This window comes from Kribbella sp. NBC_01510 (assembly GCF_045040325.1).
In the GTDB taxonomy this organism is placed as follows: Bacteria; Actinomycetota; Actinomycetes; order Propionibacteriales; family Kribbellaceae; genus Kribbella.
In genome coordinates this window covers 6,083,989-6,099,884 of record NZ_CP109418.1, presented here as the reverse complement: position 1 = coordinate 6,099,884, position 15,896 = coordinate 6,083,989, and the positions used below count along the sequence as shown (strand labels likewise).

The 15,896-nt window shown below is 69.5% G+C and carries 15 protein-coding genes; 6 read left to right on the top strand and 9 right to left on the bottom strand.

Annotated features, from left to right (window positions below; all coding sequences use genetic code 11):
• Positions 1 to 43: 43 nt before the first annotated feature.
• On the bottom strand, positions 44 to 910 hold the full coding sequence (locus OG558_RS30300) for a GNAT family N-acetyltransferase (RefSeq protein ID WP_405066029.1): 867 nt from the start codon (positions 908 to 910) through the stop codon (positions 44 to 46).
• 172 nt (positions 911 to 1,082) lie between these two features.
• Here OG558_RS30300 and OG558_RS30295 point away from each other — a divergent pair, with 172 nt between their 5' ends.
• Positions 1,083 to 2,093 carry a hypothetical protein gene (locus OG558_RS30295; protein WP_405066028.1) on the top strand — a complete coding sequence of 337 codons (1,011 nt, stop codon included), beginning with the start codon at positions 1,083 to 1,085 and terminating at the stop codon, positions 2,091 to 2,093.
• Between the two features lie 129 nt (positions 2,094 to 2,222).
• Entirely contained in the window at positions 2,223 to 2,531 is a 309-nt protein-coding gene (locus tag OG558_RS30290; protein ID WP_328521596.1) for a Fe-S cluster assembly protein HesB, read from the top strand.
• 244 nt (positions 2,532 to 2,775) lie between these two features.
• Here the strand turns inward: OG558_RS30290 and OG558_RS30285 are convergent, their stop codons facing one another.
• Together OG558_RS30285 and OG558_RS30280 are read right to left on the bottom strand one after the other, a co-directional pair.
• The gene (locus OG558_RS30285) at positions 2,776 to 4,572 is read right to left on the bottom strand and encodes an ABC transporter ATP-binding protein (protein WP_329476019.1); all 1,797 of its coding nucleotides are present in this window, start codon (positions 4,570 to 4,572) and stop codon (positions 2,776 to 2,778) included.
• The gene (locus tag OG558_RS30280; protein ID WP_405066027.1) at positions 4,569 to 6,416 is read right to left on the bottom strand and encodes an ABC transporter ATP-binding protein; all 1,848 of its coding nucleotides are present in this window, start codon (positions 6,414 to 6,416) and stop codon (positions 4,569 to 4,571) included. The genes OG558_RS30285 and OG558_RS30280 overlap by 4 nt, the downstream gene beginning before the upstream one ends.
• A gap of 99 nt (positions 6,417 to 6,515) precedes the next feature.
• Here OG558_RS30280 and OG558_RS30275 point away from each other — a divergent pair, with 99 nt between their 5' ends.
• On the top strand, positions 6,516 to 7,157 hold the full coding sequence (locus tag OG558_RS30275) for a TIGR03085 family metal-binding protein (RefSeq protein WP_329476017.1): 642 nt from the start codon (positions 6,516 to 6,518) through the stop codon (positions 7,155 to 7,157).
• On the opposite strand, the gene OG558_RS30270 is transcribed toward OG558_RS30275, so the two are convergent.
• The 4 genes from OG558_RS30270 to OG558_RS30255 form a co-directional block, all read right to left on the bottom strand.
• Entirely contained in the window at positions 7,143 to 7,739 is a 597-nt protein-coding gene (locus OG558_RS30270; protein WP_405066026.1) for a DedA family protein, read from the bottom strand. The genes OG558_RS30275 and OG558_RS30270 overlap by 15 nt on opposite strands.
• Entirely contained in the window at positions 7,736 to 8,500 is a 765-nt protein-coding gene (locus tag OG558_RS30265; RefSeq protein WP_405066025.1) for an MBL fold metallo-hydrolase, read from the bottom strand. Before OG558_RS30265 ends, OG558_RS30270 begins: the two co-directional genes overlap by 4 nt.
• A gap of 3 nt (positions 8,501 to 8,503) precedes the next feature.
• A complete protein-coding gene (locus OG558_RS30260; protein ID WP_405066024.1) occupies positions 8,504 to 10,624 on the bottom strand; it encodes an alkaline phosphatase family protein in 2,121 nt (706 codons plus the stop codon).
• A gap of 203 nt (positions 10,625 to 10,827) precedes the next feature.
• The gene (locus OG558_RS30255; protein WP_405066023.1) at positions 10,828 to 10,956 is read right to left on the bottom strand and encodes a hypothetical protein; all 129 of its coding nucleotides are present in this window, start codon (positions 10,954 to 10,956) and stop codon (positions 10,828 to 10,830) included.
• Positions 10,957 to 11,231: 275 nt separating this feature from the next.
• Between OG558_RS30255 and dacB the strand changes: the two genes are divergently transcribed.
• From dacB to OG558_RS30240, 3 genes are read left to right on the top strand one after another with little or no spacing between them, the layout of a single operon-like run.
• Positions 11,232 to 12,803 (top strand): D-alanyl-D-alanine carboxypeptidase/D-alanyl-D-alanine-endopeptidase, encoded by a 1,572-nt coding sequence (gene dacB, locus OG558_RS30250; RefSeq protein ID WP_405066022.1) that lies wholly within the window; start codon positions 11,232 to 11,234, stop codon positions 12,801 to 12,803.
• Between the two features lie 45 nt (positions 12,804 to 12,848).
• Complete coding sequence (locus tag OG558_RS30245; protein WP_405066021.1) at positions 12,849 to 13,802, top strand: GNAT family N-acetyltransferase; 954 nt, start codon at positions 12,849 to 12,851, stop codon at positions 13,800 to 13,802.
• The gene (locus OG558_RS30240; protein WP_405066020.1) at positions 13,799 to 14,746 is read left to right on the top strand and encodes a GNAT family N-acetyltransferase; all 948 of its coding nucleotides are present in this window, start codon (positions 13,799 to 13,801) and stop codon (positions 14,744 to 14,746) included. Before OG558_RS30245 ends, OG558_RS30240 begins: the two co-directional genes overlap by 4 nt.
• Here the strand turns inward: OG558_RS30240 and OG558_RS30235 are convergent.
• Positions 14,736 to 15,335, bottom strand: coding sequence for a hypothetical protein (locus OG558_RS30235; RefSeq protein ID WP_405066019.1), 600 nt, complete (start codon positions 15,333 to 15,335; stop codon positions 14,736 to 14,738). The genes OG558_RS30240 and OG558_RS30235 overlap by 11 nt on opposite strands.
• A complete protein-coding gene (locus OG558_RS30230) occupies positions 15,328 to 15,828 on the bottom strand; it encodes an RNA polymerase sigma factor (protein WP_405066018.1) in 501 nt (166 codons plus the stop codon). The genes OG558_RS30235 and OG558_RS30230 overlap by 8 nt, the downstream gene beginning before the upstream one ends.
• Between the last annotated feature and the right edge of the window lie 68 nt (positions 15,829 to 15,896).

Below are 15,896 nucleotides of genomic sequence, written 5' to 3'. Positions count from 1 at the left end.
GTGCCGAGTGCCGCGCAGTAGGCGGGGGATCACCGGACACGGCCTAAGCGTCCCGGTAGAGGTCTCTGGTCTCGGGCAGCCGCTCGAAGCCGGCCGCTTCGTAGGTGGCGATCGCGCCGACGTTGAAGCCCGGCGTGCACACGACCGCGCTGCACGAACCCAGCTCCTGCAGAGCTCGCGCTGCCGCGACGGTGATCGCCGTGCCGTAGCCGCGCCCGCGGTGCAGTCGATGCACGCCCATCGGCTCGATCAGCCCCGGCTTGCCCTCCCCCGCGGACCACACGGTCACGGCCGCCACGGACTCACCCAGCTGGTTGCGGCCCACGAGACAGCGCGCGTCGGCGTACGGCTCGCCGTCGGCCATCGCGTGCCACCGGGCGTCGGTGAACGTCGACCCGTCGAACGACGCCCGCTGGACGGCGGTCCGCTCGTGCGCCTGCTCGGCACCGATGACGTCGACCCGCAGGCCGGGGTCCGGCACGGGCTCGCTCAGGTCGCGCCGCAGCGGCACCCACGGGTCCGCCGTCATCCAGCCGTCCTTGGAGAGCAGGTCCTGGACGAGCGCTCCCATCGGCGCCTCCACGTACACCTTGCCCTCGATCAGTACGCCGGCCTCCGGCGCAGACACGTCCTCGACCAGGCGCTGCGCGAGCTCCTCGTCACGCTGAGCCTCCGGCGCGATCGCGACCCGCAGCAACTCCGGATCGTCGAGCAGGCCGACCGCAATAATCTCGCCGCCCCGGCTCCAGGTCCTGGTCGCGGCCGCCGTCGCCTCGTCACCGAACCGCCAGAACCACCCCAAGTCCCCCGGATGCAGCTGCACCGGACCCTCGTCGCACTGCCACTCCCGCAGCGCCCGCACAACCTCGCCCAATCCATCGATCCCCAGAGTCCCCAACACAATCGCCATCCCCCGATCACACACCACCCCACCGACACCCCGCATGCGACTTTCCGGCGACCTTGAGCACCGATCAACCAGAAACCCCGGCGAAATCCGGTTGGCCCGTGCCCAAGGTCGTTGTCCACAGGTTCGTGATTGTGGGGTGCGAGAGGGGATGGTGGGGCGGCAGGGTGAGGGAATGGATCGGCTTGACACTGTCGCCCGCGAGCACCTGCTGGTGCTGGCGCGCACTCCGCGGCGCCGGCAGGAGCTGCACGACCTCGGCCTGGGTGACCCCGATCTTCGACGGCTCGTCCGGCGAGGCCACCTGAGGCACCACCACGGGCACTACATCGACGGGCGCATCGACGACCAGGTCGCGGTGATCGCCTGTGCTCGGGCGGCGTATCCAGGGTCGATCATCAGTCATTTCAGTGCCGCTCGGCTGGCCGGGCTCAGCCTCTGGATCGACCGCGGCCGCTCGTCCGCTCCGCCGATCGAAGCCACGTGGCTCACCCGCCCACCGACGGCTCAGCGCAATCAGCGGCGTCCGGATATCGTCGTACGACGGGCTGGTGTGACAACTGTGGACGTGTCACGCCACGTCTGGCTCCCGGTCACCGGCATCGCGAGAACCGTTGTCGATCTCGCCAGGGAGTTGCCCCTCCGCGAAGCGATCGTCACAGTCGACCACGCCCTGCGGACGGGTACGGCGACCCGCGATGAGCTAGTGGCTGTTGCCGACCGGCAGCAACGCTGGCCCGGAATCCTGCGAGCGCGGTCTGCGATCGACCTCGGCAACGCGAGATCGGAGTCCGCACTGGAGTCCATAGCGCGGGCGGTGTTCGTTGCGGCGGGGTTGCCTACGCCGGTGCTCCAGGCACAGTTCTTCGACGGATTCAGCTGGATGCCCGAACGGGTCGACTTCTGGTGGCCGCAGTTCCGGACGGTGGGAGAAGCCGATGGACTAGCGAAGTACGAAGCCGACAGTGCGGAGGAGCGGAGACAGAGGATGCGCAGGAGCCACCGCCGTGACCAACGCCTCAGTGATCGAGGTGTCGAGCTCGTTCATTTCGGCTGGGAAGACGTCATCACTCCCCGATCCGACCTCGTCGCTCGTCTCCGAGCGGCCTTTGCCCGAGGCGCGTCCCGCCCCACCGACCACCCCACCTGGCGCCTCGCCCCCGTCGCTCGCGCCCACGTCGCCTGACCTTGGGCACGGGCCGACCGCGCTGGGCGTGAATTCGTGGTTGGTCCGTGCTCAAGGAGTCGGCGGTGTTTGGGGTTTGGGTGAGGGGGCACGGGGCGGGTTCAGTGTTGACCGACGGATGGAGTGGTTGTGCTTACCCTGACTGAGAACGCGACGCTGGTGATCAAGAGCATCACCGGGGTCGAAGGCGCGCCGGAGGGGGCCGGAGTGCGGATCTCGCAGGAGAACCCGGCGGATCCGGCGCTCGCGGTGACGACGACGGAAGCGCCGCGGCCCGGTGACCAGGTGGTCGAGGAAGCCGGAGCGCGGGTGTTCCTGGAGCAGAACGCGGCGAACGCGCTCGACGACAAGATTCTGGACGCGGCGGTCGACGACAAGGGCGGGGTCGAGTTCCTGCTGGTACCGCAGCCTGGTGCCGGCACTGCGCCGACCGCCTGACAGGTGAGACCGCGAACGGCCGGGACCCTCGCCTCCCTGAGGTCCCGGCCGTCGCGCTATGTGTAGACGGCCCGACGTCGCGCACGTCCAGACGAGCCCAGCTGCCGCGCACGGCCAAGACCATCCCGCCCGTCCAGACGGCCCCAGCCCATCGCGCCGGTCTAAACGGTCCCAGCCGTCGTTGCCCGTCCAGACGAGCCCGCCCATCGCGCCCGTCCAGAAGAGCCCGGCCGTCGCGCGGGTCCTAGACGGCGCTTCGTTGGGCGATCCAGCTGTCGTGGAGGCGGGTGTAGACGCCGCCGGCGTCAACCAGGTCCGCGTGCGGGCCCCGCTCGACGATCTCGCCGTTGTCGAAGACCAGTACCTCGTCGGCCGCCTCTGCGGTCGACAATCGGTGCGCGATGGTGACCGACGTACGCCCGGACATCAGTCGCTCCAGCGCTGCGTTGACCCGCACCTCGGTGCCGGGGTCGACGGCCGATGTCGCCTCGTCGAGCACGAGCAGATCGGGGTCGGCGATGTTCGCCCGCACCAGCGCGACCAGCTGACGCTCACCCGCGGACAGCGACTCGCCCCGCTGGCCGACCGGCGACTGCAGACCGTCCGGCAGCGACTCCAGCCAGTCGGTCAGCCCAAGCGACTGGAACGCATCGAGTAACTGCTCGTCCGTCACCTCCGGACGCCCGAACCGCACGTTCTCGGCCAGTGGCGCGTCGAACAGGTACCCGTCCTGCGGCACCATCACCACCCGCTCCCGCAGCGACTCGAACGAGATCTCCCGCGCGTCCACCCCGTCCAACCGGACCTCGCCCGCGGTCGGATCCATCAACCGGGTGAGCAGTTTCGCGAACGTCGTCTTGCCGGACCCGGTCTCACCCACCACCGCGACCCGCCGGTGCGGCTCGATCCGTACGTCGACATCGCGCAAGACGAGCTCACCTTCCGGGTACGCGAAGTCCACATCCGCGAAGTCCACCGTGATCGGACCGCGCGGCTGCTTCACCCCCGTCTCACCCGGGTCGACCACATCGGCCGGGGTCGCGATCACCCCGAGCACCCGACGCCACCCGGCGAACGCACTCTGCGCGTCGGTCAGCACCTGGGTCGCGATCTGCACCGGATCCGAGAACAGCGCGACCAGGAACATGAACGCGAGGAGCTCCCCCAACGTCGCCTGCTTGTCGACACCCAGCAGCACACCGACCGACAGCACACCGGCGTTGGCCAGGCCCGCCGCCAGACCGCCGATCGAGAACGTCAGACCGGTGAGCGCCTGCGCCCTGGTCGCAGTCCGCCGGTAGTCCTCGATCGAGGCGTCGATGCGGTCCTGGGTCCGCTTCTCGACCGCGTACGCGCGGACCACCTGTGCGCCGACCACGGGCTCCGAGATCGCGGACAGCATCTCGCCGACCTTCGCCCGGACCACACCGTAGGCCTTGGACATCGCGCGCTGCAGGTACTTCAGGCTGGCGAACAGCGGGATGAAGCACCCCAGCACGACCAGGGCCAGCTGCCAGGAGTAGAAGAACATCACCACGGTCGCGAGCAGCATCTGCCCGATGCTGACCAGGAAGATGAACCCACCGAACTGCAGGAACTGCGACACCGTGTCCACGTCCGACGTCACCCGGCTGACCAGCGCACCGCGCCGCTCCGTGCTCTGCGTCAGGACCGGCAGGTCGTGCACGTGCCGGAACGCCTTGATCCGCATCGTCGCGAGCCCGTGCTCGGAGTTGATCGCGAGCCGCACGGTGGTCAGGTACGACGCTCCCGCCGTGACCACGATGCCCAGCGTGCAGACCAGGCACATCCACGCGACGTACGAGATGTCCGGCCCGCCCGCACCGGACAGGCCCTTGTCGATCGTCTGCTGAACCGCGATCGGTACGACGATCCGCCCGGCCGTCATGGTCAGCGCGAGGATCCCGGTGACCCACCAGCCGTTGGCCAGCTCGGGCGAGACCTTCAGCCCCTGCCGCAACGTGTCCAAGCCACTCGCGTCGTCGGCATGGTCGAGCCGACTTGCTTCCGCCCCGCTCACGCGGATGCTCCTTCCGAGTCCAGATCGTCGAGCTCGGCGGCCAGGTCTGCCTCTTCCTGGCGGCGCTCCGCGTCCTTCTCGTAGGCGTCGACCAGGTTGCGGTAGGCAGCCGACGTCTCCTGCAGGTCGGTGTGCGTCCCCTGCGCCGCGATCCGGCCCTCGTCGAGGAACAGCACCTCGTCGGCGAGCGAGATCGTCGCCTTCCGGTAGGCGATCACGAGCACGGTCGTCGCGGCTTCGGCACCCTGCACCGCGGACCGCAGCCCGGCCAGGATCCGCGCCTCGACCTGCGGGTCCACCGCGCTGGTCGCGTCGTCCAGGATCAGCAGCCGAGGTCGCCGTACCAGCGCCCGAGCCAGGGCGATGCGTTGCCGCTGGCCACCGGACAGCGTCGTACCGCGCTCGCCGACCTTGGTGTCCAGACCATGCGGCAGCCCCTTCACGAAGCCGTCGCCCTGGGCGATCCGCAAAGCGTCCCAGACGTCCTCGTCGCTGTAGTCGCCGCCGAGCGTGATGTTGCCGCGGATCGTGTCGTCGAACAGGAACGCGGTCTGCGCCACCAGCGCGACCGAGCCGGCCAGCTGGTCCCGGGCCAGGTCGCGCAGATCGACGCCGTCGAGCTTGATCGCACCCTCCTCCGGGTCGATCAGCCGGGTCAGCAGCGTGGTCATCGTGGACTTCCCGGAACCGGTCGGTCCGACCATCGCGACGGTCCGGCCGGGCTCGATGACGAAGTCCACGCCGGCCAGTACGTCGCGCTCCGGCAGGTACCCGAACCGTACGTCGGCCACCTGCAACCGGGCCGCCTTCGCCGACGTCAGCACGGCGTCGCCGTACTCCATCCCGCCCTCGGCGGTGAGCACTCGCTGGATGCGATCCCACCCGACGACCGAGCGCGGCAACTCGCCGAGCACCCAGCCGAGCGCACGGATCGGAAACCCGATCAGCGTGAACAGGAACGCGACCTGGACCACGTCACCCGCATCGGCGCCGCCGGAGCTGACCCGGTAGACACCGACCAGCAGCACCCCGAGCACCCCCAGCCGGGGCAGGCCGTCGATCACCGGATCGAACATGCCGCGGGCCTTGTTCACCGCGATGTTCGCGTCCCGGAGCGCGTACGTCGGGGCGCGGAAGCGCTCGGTCTCGGCGGACTCACGGCCCAGCGTCTTCACCACGAGCGCACCGTCGAACGACTCGTGCGCGACCTCGGAAACATCCGCGCGCAACTGCTGCGCCCGGGTGGCGAGCGGCTGCAGGTAGCGCTGGAAGATCACGTTCGCCAGGAACACCAGCGGGAACACCAGGCAGCCGACCAGCGCGAGCCAGACGTCGGCCGCGAACATCGCCACGGTCGCGAACCCCAGCATCGCCAGCACCCCGATGGCCATCGGCAGCGGAGCGATCACGAACCAGGTCGACTCAACGTCCGCGTTGGCGTTCGAGAGCAGCATGCCGGTCGAGTGCTGGTGGTGCCACTCGAGCGGAAGCTTCAGGTACTGCCGGGTGACCCGGCGGCGGTACGTCGCCTGCAGCCGGAACTGCATCACACCGGCGCCGAGCCGACGCCCGACCACGCCGATCGCGTTCAGGATCGCGATCCCGATGAACAACCCGATCAGCGAGGCGATCGCGGCGAAGGTGGTCTCACCGCTCTCGAAGGCCGGCCGGAGCACGTGGTCGGTGGCCCAGCCGAGCGCCAAGCCGCCGGCCACCGTCATCGCGCCGTACAGCATGGCGGCCAGCACGGACAGCGCGAAGATGCGCGGCTCCTCCCAGATCGCCACCCGCAGAACCGCGAGCCCTCTCCGGGTGACGCTGCCCTTGTCGGGGACCTTCGGCATGGGCAAGACGCTCTCCAGGACAGTCAGGTGCGAACACCGGGCATAGGCATGACAACGATTGACATTCTGCCATTGGGAGCCGACAACTACGATCGAGTTGTGACCGACTACAGCCGGGTAGAACGACTCGCTCTGTGTGATCTGTTCGACCAGTTGGGGCCTGACCAGCCCACGCTGTGTGAAGGGTGGTCGACGTACGATCTCGCCGTCCATCTGTATGTCCGGGAAGCGGATCCGATGGCCGGGCCGGGGATCATGATCGCGGCGCTGGCGGAGACCACCCAGCGGCGGATGAAGCGGGCCAAGGAGCGCTACAGCTTCACCGAGGTGGTCGACAAGGTCCGTAACGGGCCGCCGCCGATCTCGATCTACGCGTTCCCCAAGTTCGGTCACCAGCTGAACACGACCGAGTACTTCGTGCACCACGAGGACGTCCGCCGGGCACAGCCGACGTACGACATTCGCACACTGCCGGCCGATCAGGAGGCGGGACTGTGGAAGTCGATCCGGCTCGGCGCGAAGACGCTGACCCGAAAGGCGCCCAGTGGCCTGGTGCTCCGGCTCCCGGACGGGACGACGTCCGTCGCGAAGCGGCCGACCGAGCTGGGGTCGGTGACCATCACCGGCGCGCCGGCCGAGCTGGTCCTGTTCTGCATGGGCCGCCAGCAGGTGGCCGACGTGAAGCTGGACGGCGACGCGGAGACGGTCGAGCGGCTCCGCAGCGCCTCATTCGGAGTCTGACTTCGCGGCGGCCCACTTGCGCCGGGCCCGCTGGACCAGGCTGCTGAGCACGGTCACGAGCACGACGAGCACGATCGCCGCCAGCACGCCCTGCCACGGCTCGTCGAAAAGCGCGTACCCGAGCAGCCCGATGGCCATGTAGACCGCGGCCCACAGCGACGACGCGGCCAGGTCGACCAGCGCGAACCGCTCCCACGGGTACCCGGCCAGGCCGGCCGCGAGCAGCACCGGCACCCGGCCGCCCGGGATCAGCCGGGAGGTCAGCAGCACGCTGATCTCGTGCGCGTCCAGCCGGACCCGCAGTGCGTCGAGCGAGGCATTGTCGCGCAGCCACCCGACCCGCTTGGCCAGCCGTTCACCGCCGAACCGGCAGCCGGCATACACGATCAGGTCGCCGGCATACGCGCCGGCCATACCGGCGATCAGTACGCCGCCCAGCCCGATCGGATTGTTGTGCAACGCGAGTACGGCGCCCGCCGAGACGGCCGCGCCGGTCGGGAGCACCGGCAGGACCGCGCCGACCAGCACCGCCCCGGCCAGCGCGATGAGATACCACAGATCGAACCGCGTGTCCCCACTCACGCGTCGACCTCGGTCGACTCGCCGGGCGCCAGGACCTCCACCGACACCTCGGGAGCCACCTCGCTCATCGCGGTCTTGAACTTGTCTCCCGGTGGCAGGAACAGGTCCGGCTTCAACCAGTCGCACCCGATCGGCCAGAACGTCCCGAAATGGATCGGGATCGCGCTCCGGGCGCCGACCAGGCGAACCGCTTCCGCCGCACGGACCGGATCCAGGTGTCCCGGACCGAGCGACGGCCCCCAGCCACCGACCGGTACCAGGGCCAGGTCGACCGGTCCGGCTTCCGTCGCCAAGTCGTCGTACAGGTCGGTGTCGCCGGCGAACCACACGCTGGGCGAACCTTCGACCCGGTATCCCAGGGCCGGTCCCTCGTACGACGACCACGGCAGCCGGCGCCCGTCGTGCAGGGCGGTGACCGCGGTGATGTCGAGCGACCCGATCCGGATCTGGTTGCCCGGGGCAACTTCGATGCAGCGGTCCGAGAACGCGGCGCCGCTGTCCTGGTGGATCAGCTTGGCCGCGCCCCGGGGCACCACCAGCGCGGCGTCCGGCGCGACCAGCGGCAGCGAGCTGAGGTGCAGGTGGTCGGCGTGCATATGCGAGACCAGTACGGCGTCACACTGGCCGGCCTCGGGCAGCGGAGCCGGTCCGCGCCGCCGGCGCACATGCGCGATCCGCGAGGTCAGCACCGGGTCGGTCAGGAGCCGCGTGCCGTTGGCCTCGATGGTGGTGGTGGCGTGCCCCCACCAGGTGATTCGCACGCTTCAGGCCTCCACACTCGACTCGACCGATTCCCGCAGGTCCTTGCGCTGACCGAGCTTCTCCAGCCAGCTGATCAGCAGTTCGTGGACCGCGTCGGAGCCTACGGGAGGCTCCTTCAGGACCCAACGACTCGGGTGCACCAGCACCGCCTCGGTCTGCCAGCCGCCGATGCCGCCGTGGCACCCGACCAGCTCCTCGAACGCCGCCACCTCGTGGGTGTAGTCGTCCAGCCGGCTGACCACCACGATGTCGCCGTTGTGTGGCATCTCGGCCTGCCGCAGCATCGACGCCGGCGCGAACGGCCCGTACGGCGCCAGTGGGTCGTCCCCCTCGATCCGGCCGGACCGCAACACCCGGACCCCGGCCCGCCCGATCGCGACCGGTCCCTCGGCCAGCGAGTCGACCACGATGAACCCGACCCCTGGGTGCGTCGCCAGACCGTTGACCAATTTCGGGTGCAGCAGCTCGATCTCCTCGAGCGGCACCCTGCCCGGGGTAGTCGCGAGGTAGATCAGCGCGAGGTTGCCCGAAGCGGTGACCACGACCTGCTCGTCGGCGGCGACCGGCGGCTCGCAGTCCTTCGGGCCGAGCTCGACCTCACCGCTCCTGGCCTTGCCATGCAGCGCTCTGCGGGTGACGGTTCCGGCCACGCTCCGGCGCAGCGACAGCTCGGTCAGGAACGCGTTCACCGGACCCCAGCCCTCGGACCTCCCGACCGCCGCGACCGGCTGCTTGGTGGTATCGACCAGGTCGTCGACGACCTGGGTGAGCGTCCGGCCGTACCGCTGCAGGAAGGTCGAGCCCTGGCTCTGGCCGTGGTCGGACAGGACCACGATCTCGTACGAGTGCGGCAGGATGTCGATGATCCGCTGCAGTGCGCCGAGCACCCGGTCCAGACCTTCCAGCGTCTGCATCGACTCCGGCCGGGTCGGGCCGGCGTGGTGCGCGACCTCGTCGTAGTCGACGAAGTCGCAGTAGATCACCGGGGTGCCCTTGACCAGTTCGTCGGTGATCAGCGAGACGTTGAGGTCGCGGAGCAGGACGTTGCTGATCGCACGCAGGAAGATGTAGGACCCACCGCGCTTGACCCGTGGGACCAGGTGCCGCACCCGCTGCCGCCGGGCTTGGTGCAGCTCCTTCACCATCTCGGCGACGCACAGGATCAGACCGCGGGCCGCACCCTGCGGACTGGAGAAGAACCGGACATACCCGCGGCTCCGGCTGTCCGGCAGACCGGCCCGGCTGAACACGAGTTCGCACTTGTCCGCGTCCCCGGACCAGTTGTTGCTGATGCTGACCCCGCCGTCGGCCAGCAGCCCCCGCCCGGTCGACATCCGCGTCTCGATCTCGGCGGCGTCCCGGCCCCGGTTGGTCACCATCACCCGGCCGGTGTCCTTCTCGTACCACCGGAACGCGGGGATCTGCCCGGAGCCGCCGTGCAGGATGCCGGCCTGACTGGCCGGGGTGGTCGCCGGTACGCCGGTGTGCCAGCCGACCATCGAGTGCCTGCCGTCCCGGATCCAGCCGCCGAGGTTGGGCAGGTTCCCGGCCAGCACCATCCAGTTCAGCAGCGGCTCGGACAGCCCGTCGATCTGGATGATCAGCATCCCGGTCTTCGGGGCCGCCTCGATCTTCCGGGCCCGCCGGTGCACGACCCGCATCACCTCGGCGACGTACGCGTCGTCGGTGCCGGCGTACGCGACCCAGCCGACGAACGCGCTCACCGTCGACATCCAGATCGCAACCAGCAGCGGCGCCTCGACGCCGCCGTGCAGAGTCACGCCCGGATCCACGGTGATGCCGAGGTAGACGACGCCGAACTGCGACAGCAGTCCCCCGACGAGGACGCCGATCGAGCCGATCAGGATCGCGACCCCGGCCAGCACCCAGCGCATCAGCATCGAGAAGACCGCCAGCAGCACGACCAGCCGCACGATCGGCAGCCGGCCGTCACTGCTGATCTGCGGCAGCGTCCAGAACACGATGATCAGCGAGATCAGCGAGGCCAGACCACCGAGCAGCATCGCCTGGAGACCCCGGCCGGTCCGGCGCAGGTCCAGCCAGATCGGCCGCGGGCGTCTCCGCCGCCGGTCGCCGGACATCTGTTCTGGTGGTTTCGTCATCGCCCGCTTCATGCTCCCCGTCGGTCCCGCTGTGCTCTACGAGGGTACGAGGCGCGCCGCAGGGCCGTGGCACCACGCCACGCGCCGGACGGGTGGTTCCCGGGTCAGGACCGGGGTCACGCGGGGTGATCCCCTGACCCGGCAGCCTCATTGCAACTCGAGGTAGTCGACCTCCCTCCCACCCACCGCCGCCGAAGGCGGCGCTACTGAACTTCGAGGTAGCCGACCTCCGTGTACAGATCACCCTTCGTCAGGCGGATCGTGTTCCACCCGGCGTTGAGCGTCACCGGGACCGAGCTCTGCTGCCAGCTGGTGACCGGGTAACTGCCCACGCCTTGACTGTTGCCGTTGACAACGAGTCCGTGGCTGGCGGTCGCGCCCGAGCCGTTCGCGTACCCGACGTGCAGCGTGTAACCACCCGCGACCGGCGCGAAGACCGAAGTTCTCCACCCAGGAGTCGGCGTAGTCGGGCGGGTACCTGTGCGGAGAACTTTTCCATCGATTCACCTGAAGAGCGAGAGGTCAATCGCGCTGATCACTGGACCCGGGGCGATCCGGGGTGGAGACTCCCGCTAGTTGATTTCCGCCTGGGTTGAGGGAGTTTCTCGTGAAGTATTTACCGAGAGTGTCGGGGCGCGCGATGGTCGCCTCCGTCGCCGCAGTAGCGGCGGCCGTCGGTGGGGTGGTCTCCCAGTCGGCCGGAGCGCCGACCGCCGTCCAAGGGACGGCGCTGCAACAGCGGCTGGACAGCCTGCTGAACGACAGCCGGTACGACGGCTCGCAGGTCGCGCTGGTGGTCCGCGACGCGACGACCGGCGAGACGTTGTACGACCGGAACGGCGCCCAGCGGATGCTGCCCGCGTCGAACACCAAGCTCTTCACGTCGACGGCCGCGATGCACGTCCTCGGCCCGTCGTACCGCTTCCACACGGATGTGCTGGCCACCGCGCCCGTCCTCGGCGGCAAGCTGCGCGGCAACCTGTACCTCAAGGGGTACGGCGATCCGACCGCACTGGAGTCCGATTACGTCGGACTGGCCAAGCAGCTGAGCGCGGCCGGCGTACGCCGCGTCGACGGTGACCTGATCGCCGACGACACGTACTTCGACCACGTCCGGCTCGGTGACAGCTGGGCCTGGGACGACGAGCCGTTCTACTACAACGCCCAGATCTCGGCCCTCACGCTCGCCCCGAACACCGACTACGACTCGGGTACGGCGATCGTCGAGAGCCGGCCCGGAGCGGCGGCCGGTACACCGGTGAAGCTCTCCCTGGTCCCGGCGAACGGCGTCATCAAGCTGATCAACACCGCGACGACCGGCGCGGCCGGGTCGTCCAATACGCTGAACATCGAGCGCGATCACGGCACCAACATCGTCCGGGTGACCGGTTCGGTCCCGCTCGGCGCCTCGGTGGGTCAGGAATGGGTGACGGTGTGGGAGCCGGAGCTCTACGCGGCCGACGTGTTCCGGCGCGCACTGGCATCCCAGGGCATCCAGGTCAGCGGCCGGATCGAGAACGCCGCCACTCCCTCGACCGCCAAGCAGCTGGCCCGGGACGAGTCGATGACGGTCGGCGAACTGATGACGCCGTTCCTCAAGCTGTCCAACAACATGCACGCCGAGACGCTGGTCAAGGCGATGGGCGCGGTCGTCGAGGCCGATGGCAGCTGGTCGGCCGGACTGGGCGTCGTCACCGACTACGCGAAGAGCATCGGCGTCGACACCAGCCGGATCCGGCTCTCGGACGGCTCCGGCCTGTCCCGCAAGGTGAATGTCACCGCCGACAGCGTCACCGACGTACTGATCGGCGCCAAGAAGGAGCCGTGGTGGCAGCAGTGGTACGACGCGCTGCCGATCGCCGGCAACCCGGAACGCTTCGTCGGCGGGACACTGCGCAGCCGGATGCTCAACACCCCGGCGGCCAACAACCTGCACGGCAAGACCGGCTCGCTGACCGGTGTGACGGCGCTGTCGGGTTATGTCAGCACCAAGGACGGCCGCAAGCTGGTCTTCTCGATGCTCAGCAACAACTACCTGGTCAGCCCGCGTTCGATCGAGGACGCGGTCGGCGTCACGCTGGCCTCCTGGTCGGACCAGGCCGCTCCGGCCGCAGTCTCGCCCAACAGCCTCAAGACCGCCCAGACCACCTGTGACCTGGAGTGGGACAAGGCTTGCTGAGCTAATCCGTTCGACAGTACGGCGGTCGTTCACCACGATGGGTGAATGACCGCCGTCCTGCCGGATACCCATACCGTTCGCCCACCGACGAAGGACGACGCGGAGGCGGTCTTCGACCTGGTGTCCGCCTACAACACGGCCGTGATCGGCTTCGCCGACTACACCCTCGACGACATGGTCGACCAGCTCACCGACCCCGGGTTCGAGCCCGAGACGGACGCCTGGCTGGTCTTCGACGGCGACCGGCTCGCCGGCTTCGGCATGGTCTCCGGCCGCGGCGACCACCGCCACCTCGATCTGGACGCCTACACCACCGACCCGGTGGTCTGGAGCTACCTCCTCGACCGGATCACGCGCCGGGCCGGCGAGTTCGCCACTCAGTACGGACACTCGTCGGTGCAGCTCGACGCGGTCGCCTATCGCGCCGACGGGGCCCGCCGGGACCGTCTGACGGACGACGGTTTCGCGCCGGCTACGACGTACCACCGGATGCGGATCGACCATGACGGGCCGGTCGCCATGCCCGAGGTCCCGGCCGGCGTCACAGTGCGTCGGGGGGCTCCGGACGAAGACAGTCAGCGGGCGGCGCACGCCGTACTGACGAAGACCTTCGAGGGGCAGTTCGGGTTCACGCCACGGTCGTTCGAGGAGTGGCAGGTGGCGCACGAGAGCCAGTCGACGTTCGACTGGTCGATGACGACGCTGCTCGAGGTCGACGGCCGGGCAGTCGCGCTGCGCGAGTGCACGGACCAGTTCGTCGAGGACGAGAACTGCGGCTACATCGGCCGGTTGGGCGTCCTCGAGGAAGCCCGCGGGAAGGGGCTGGCGACGTTCCTGCTGCGCGACCAGTTCGCCCTGGACGCCGCGGCCGGGCGGACCGGCACGATCCTGCATGTCGACACCAACAACCCCACGCCGGCGCTCGGCCTCTACCTCTCGGTCGGCATGCGGGCCGAGCTGGTGATGGACGTCCTCCGGCTCGAGGTCGACGCGGTATGACTCTGCCCGCCGGCCACACCGCCCGGCCGATGCGGCTGGCCGACGCCGCTACGATCGCCGCGCACTCCGGCGACTACACGCGAGCCCTGCTCGGCTTTGCGCAGCACAGCCCCGAGGACGTCGCGAACTATCTGGGCGACCCCGGTTTCCACCCCACGACGGACGGATGGGTCGTGCTCGACCCAGACGGCCGCTTCGCCGGATCCGCGACTGCCATGTCTTCCGGCGACGGGTCGCGAGTGAACGTCGAAGCGCTCAGTGAGACCCCCGCGGTCGTGGAGTGGCTGCTTGATCGGGCCGCGCGCCGGGCCGTCGACGTCGCGCAAGCCGCTGGACGAACCGACGTGCTGATGAGCGTCGCGGTCATCCGGCAGGACGAGTTCCTGCGAGGAATCGTCGCCGCCCAGGGGTTCGAGATCGGTACGTCGGTGCATCGCATGCGCATCACCTTCGACAGCCCGGTCCCGCCACCCGCGTCGCCGGACGGTGCAGTGGTACGGCGCGGGGCCTTCGACGAACCGAGTCGCCGGGCGGCGCACGCCGTACTGATCGAGGCTTTCAGGGGGCAGCCGTCGGCGTTGCCGCGGCCGTTCGAGGAGTGGGCGGCGTCGCGGGAGAGCCGATCGACCTTCGACTGGTCTCAGCTGACCACGGTTGAACTCGACGGGCAGGCGGTCGCTGTGACCGAGTGCAACGACAACTTCGTCAGCACCGACAACTGCGGGTACATCGGGCGGCTGGCCGTGGTCCCGTCGGCTCGCGGTCGCGGCCTGGCCAAGTTCCTGCTGCATGACGCCTTTGCGGTCGACGCCGCCGCCGGACGATCCGGCACGATCCTGCACGTGGACAGCAGCAACCCCACGCCGGCGGTCGCGCTCTACACCGGGGTCGGCATGCGGCCCGACCTGATCAGCGACATCTGGCGCCGGACCATCACGGTCTGAGGACGACTCGCTGACCGGTGCTGCCGGCGTACACCGTGCGGCCGTCGAGCGGACTCCGCAGCCTGATCCGCAGCGTGGTCGGCGCCCTGCTCCGCTGGGCGCACAGATGGCCTTCGTTCTGATCCGGTCCGACGCCGTACCGGTACGCCGCGACCCGGATCGACTGGTCGTCCTGGGACAGGATCCGGACGATGGTGTTCGGCGCGCACGGCTCGATTGCGATCTCGTCGGGCGCGACGTTCACGATGAGCACCGATGCGTCAGGATCCGGGGTGACCGCTGTCACCGCGATCTCGCCACGCAGCAACAGCCGGATGGAACCGATCCTGAACTGCTGCGGCGGCGGACCGTCGTCCAGCGCCGTCGGCGCCGGCACCGTGGGCGTCGGCTCCGGGGTGACCGGTTCACGCAGTGCCCGCGGAACCCCGATGCCCGCAATGATGCCGGCCACGACCACGACCGCCGCGACTGCAGCGGACACGACGTACTTTCGCCGGCGCCGCTCCCGGACGGCCTGCTCGACGTACTCGAACGGCGGCGCCTCGTCCGGTGTCTGTTTGTCGACGTACTCGACCAGAGGGCTACGCATTCTCGGACACCTCCAGCACCGGACCGAGTGCATGCCGGGCTCGGGCCAGCCGGGACTTCACCGTTCCCGGTGGGACTTGCAGTTCCTCTGCGATCTGCTCCACCGGCAGATCCATGACGTGATGCAGTACGACGACCGCCCGCTGATCCGGCGTGATCCGGGCCAGCGCGGCCGCCACGTCGAGGGCGTCGCCATCCGGTCCCCGAACCGTTCCGGGCCGGCCGGTGAGCTTGGACAGCGCCCGGTGCGCGACCTGCTGCCGGCGCAGCCGGCTGATCAGCGTCCGGACCGCGACGGCTCGGACCCAGGCCTCCGGATCGTCGTACCGGCGGATCGAGTCCCAGCGGGCGAGGAGCTTCACGTACGCGTCCTGGGCGACCTCCTCGGCATCGGCCCGCGATCCCCCGATCGACACCAGCACGCCGATCAGCCGCGGCCAGGTCCGCAGGTACAGCGCGGCCACGTCCGACACCAGCTCAGGGTCGTCCGGCACCCGGCACCACCTCCCCACCGCTCATTACACGGCTAACACGCGCGACCTGCCAGTCCGGTTCCGTCCGC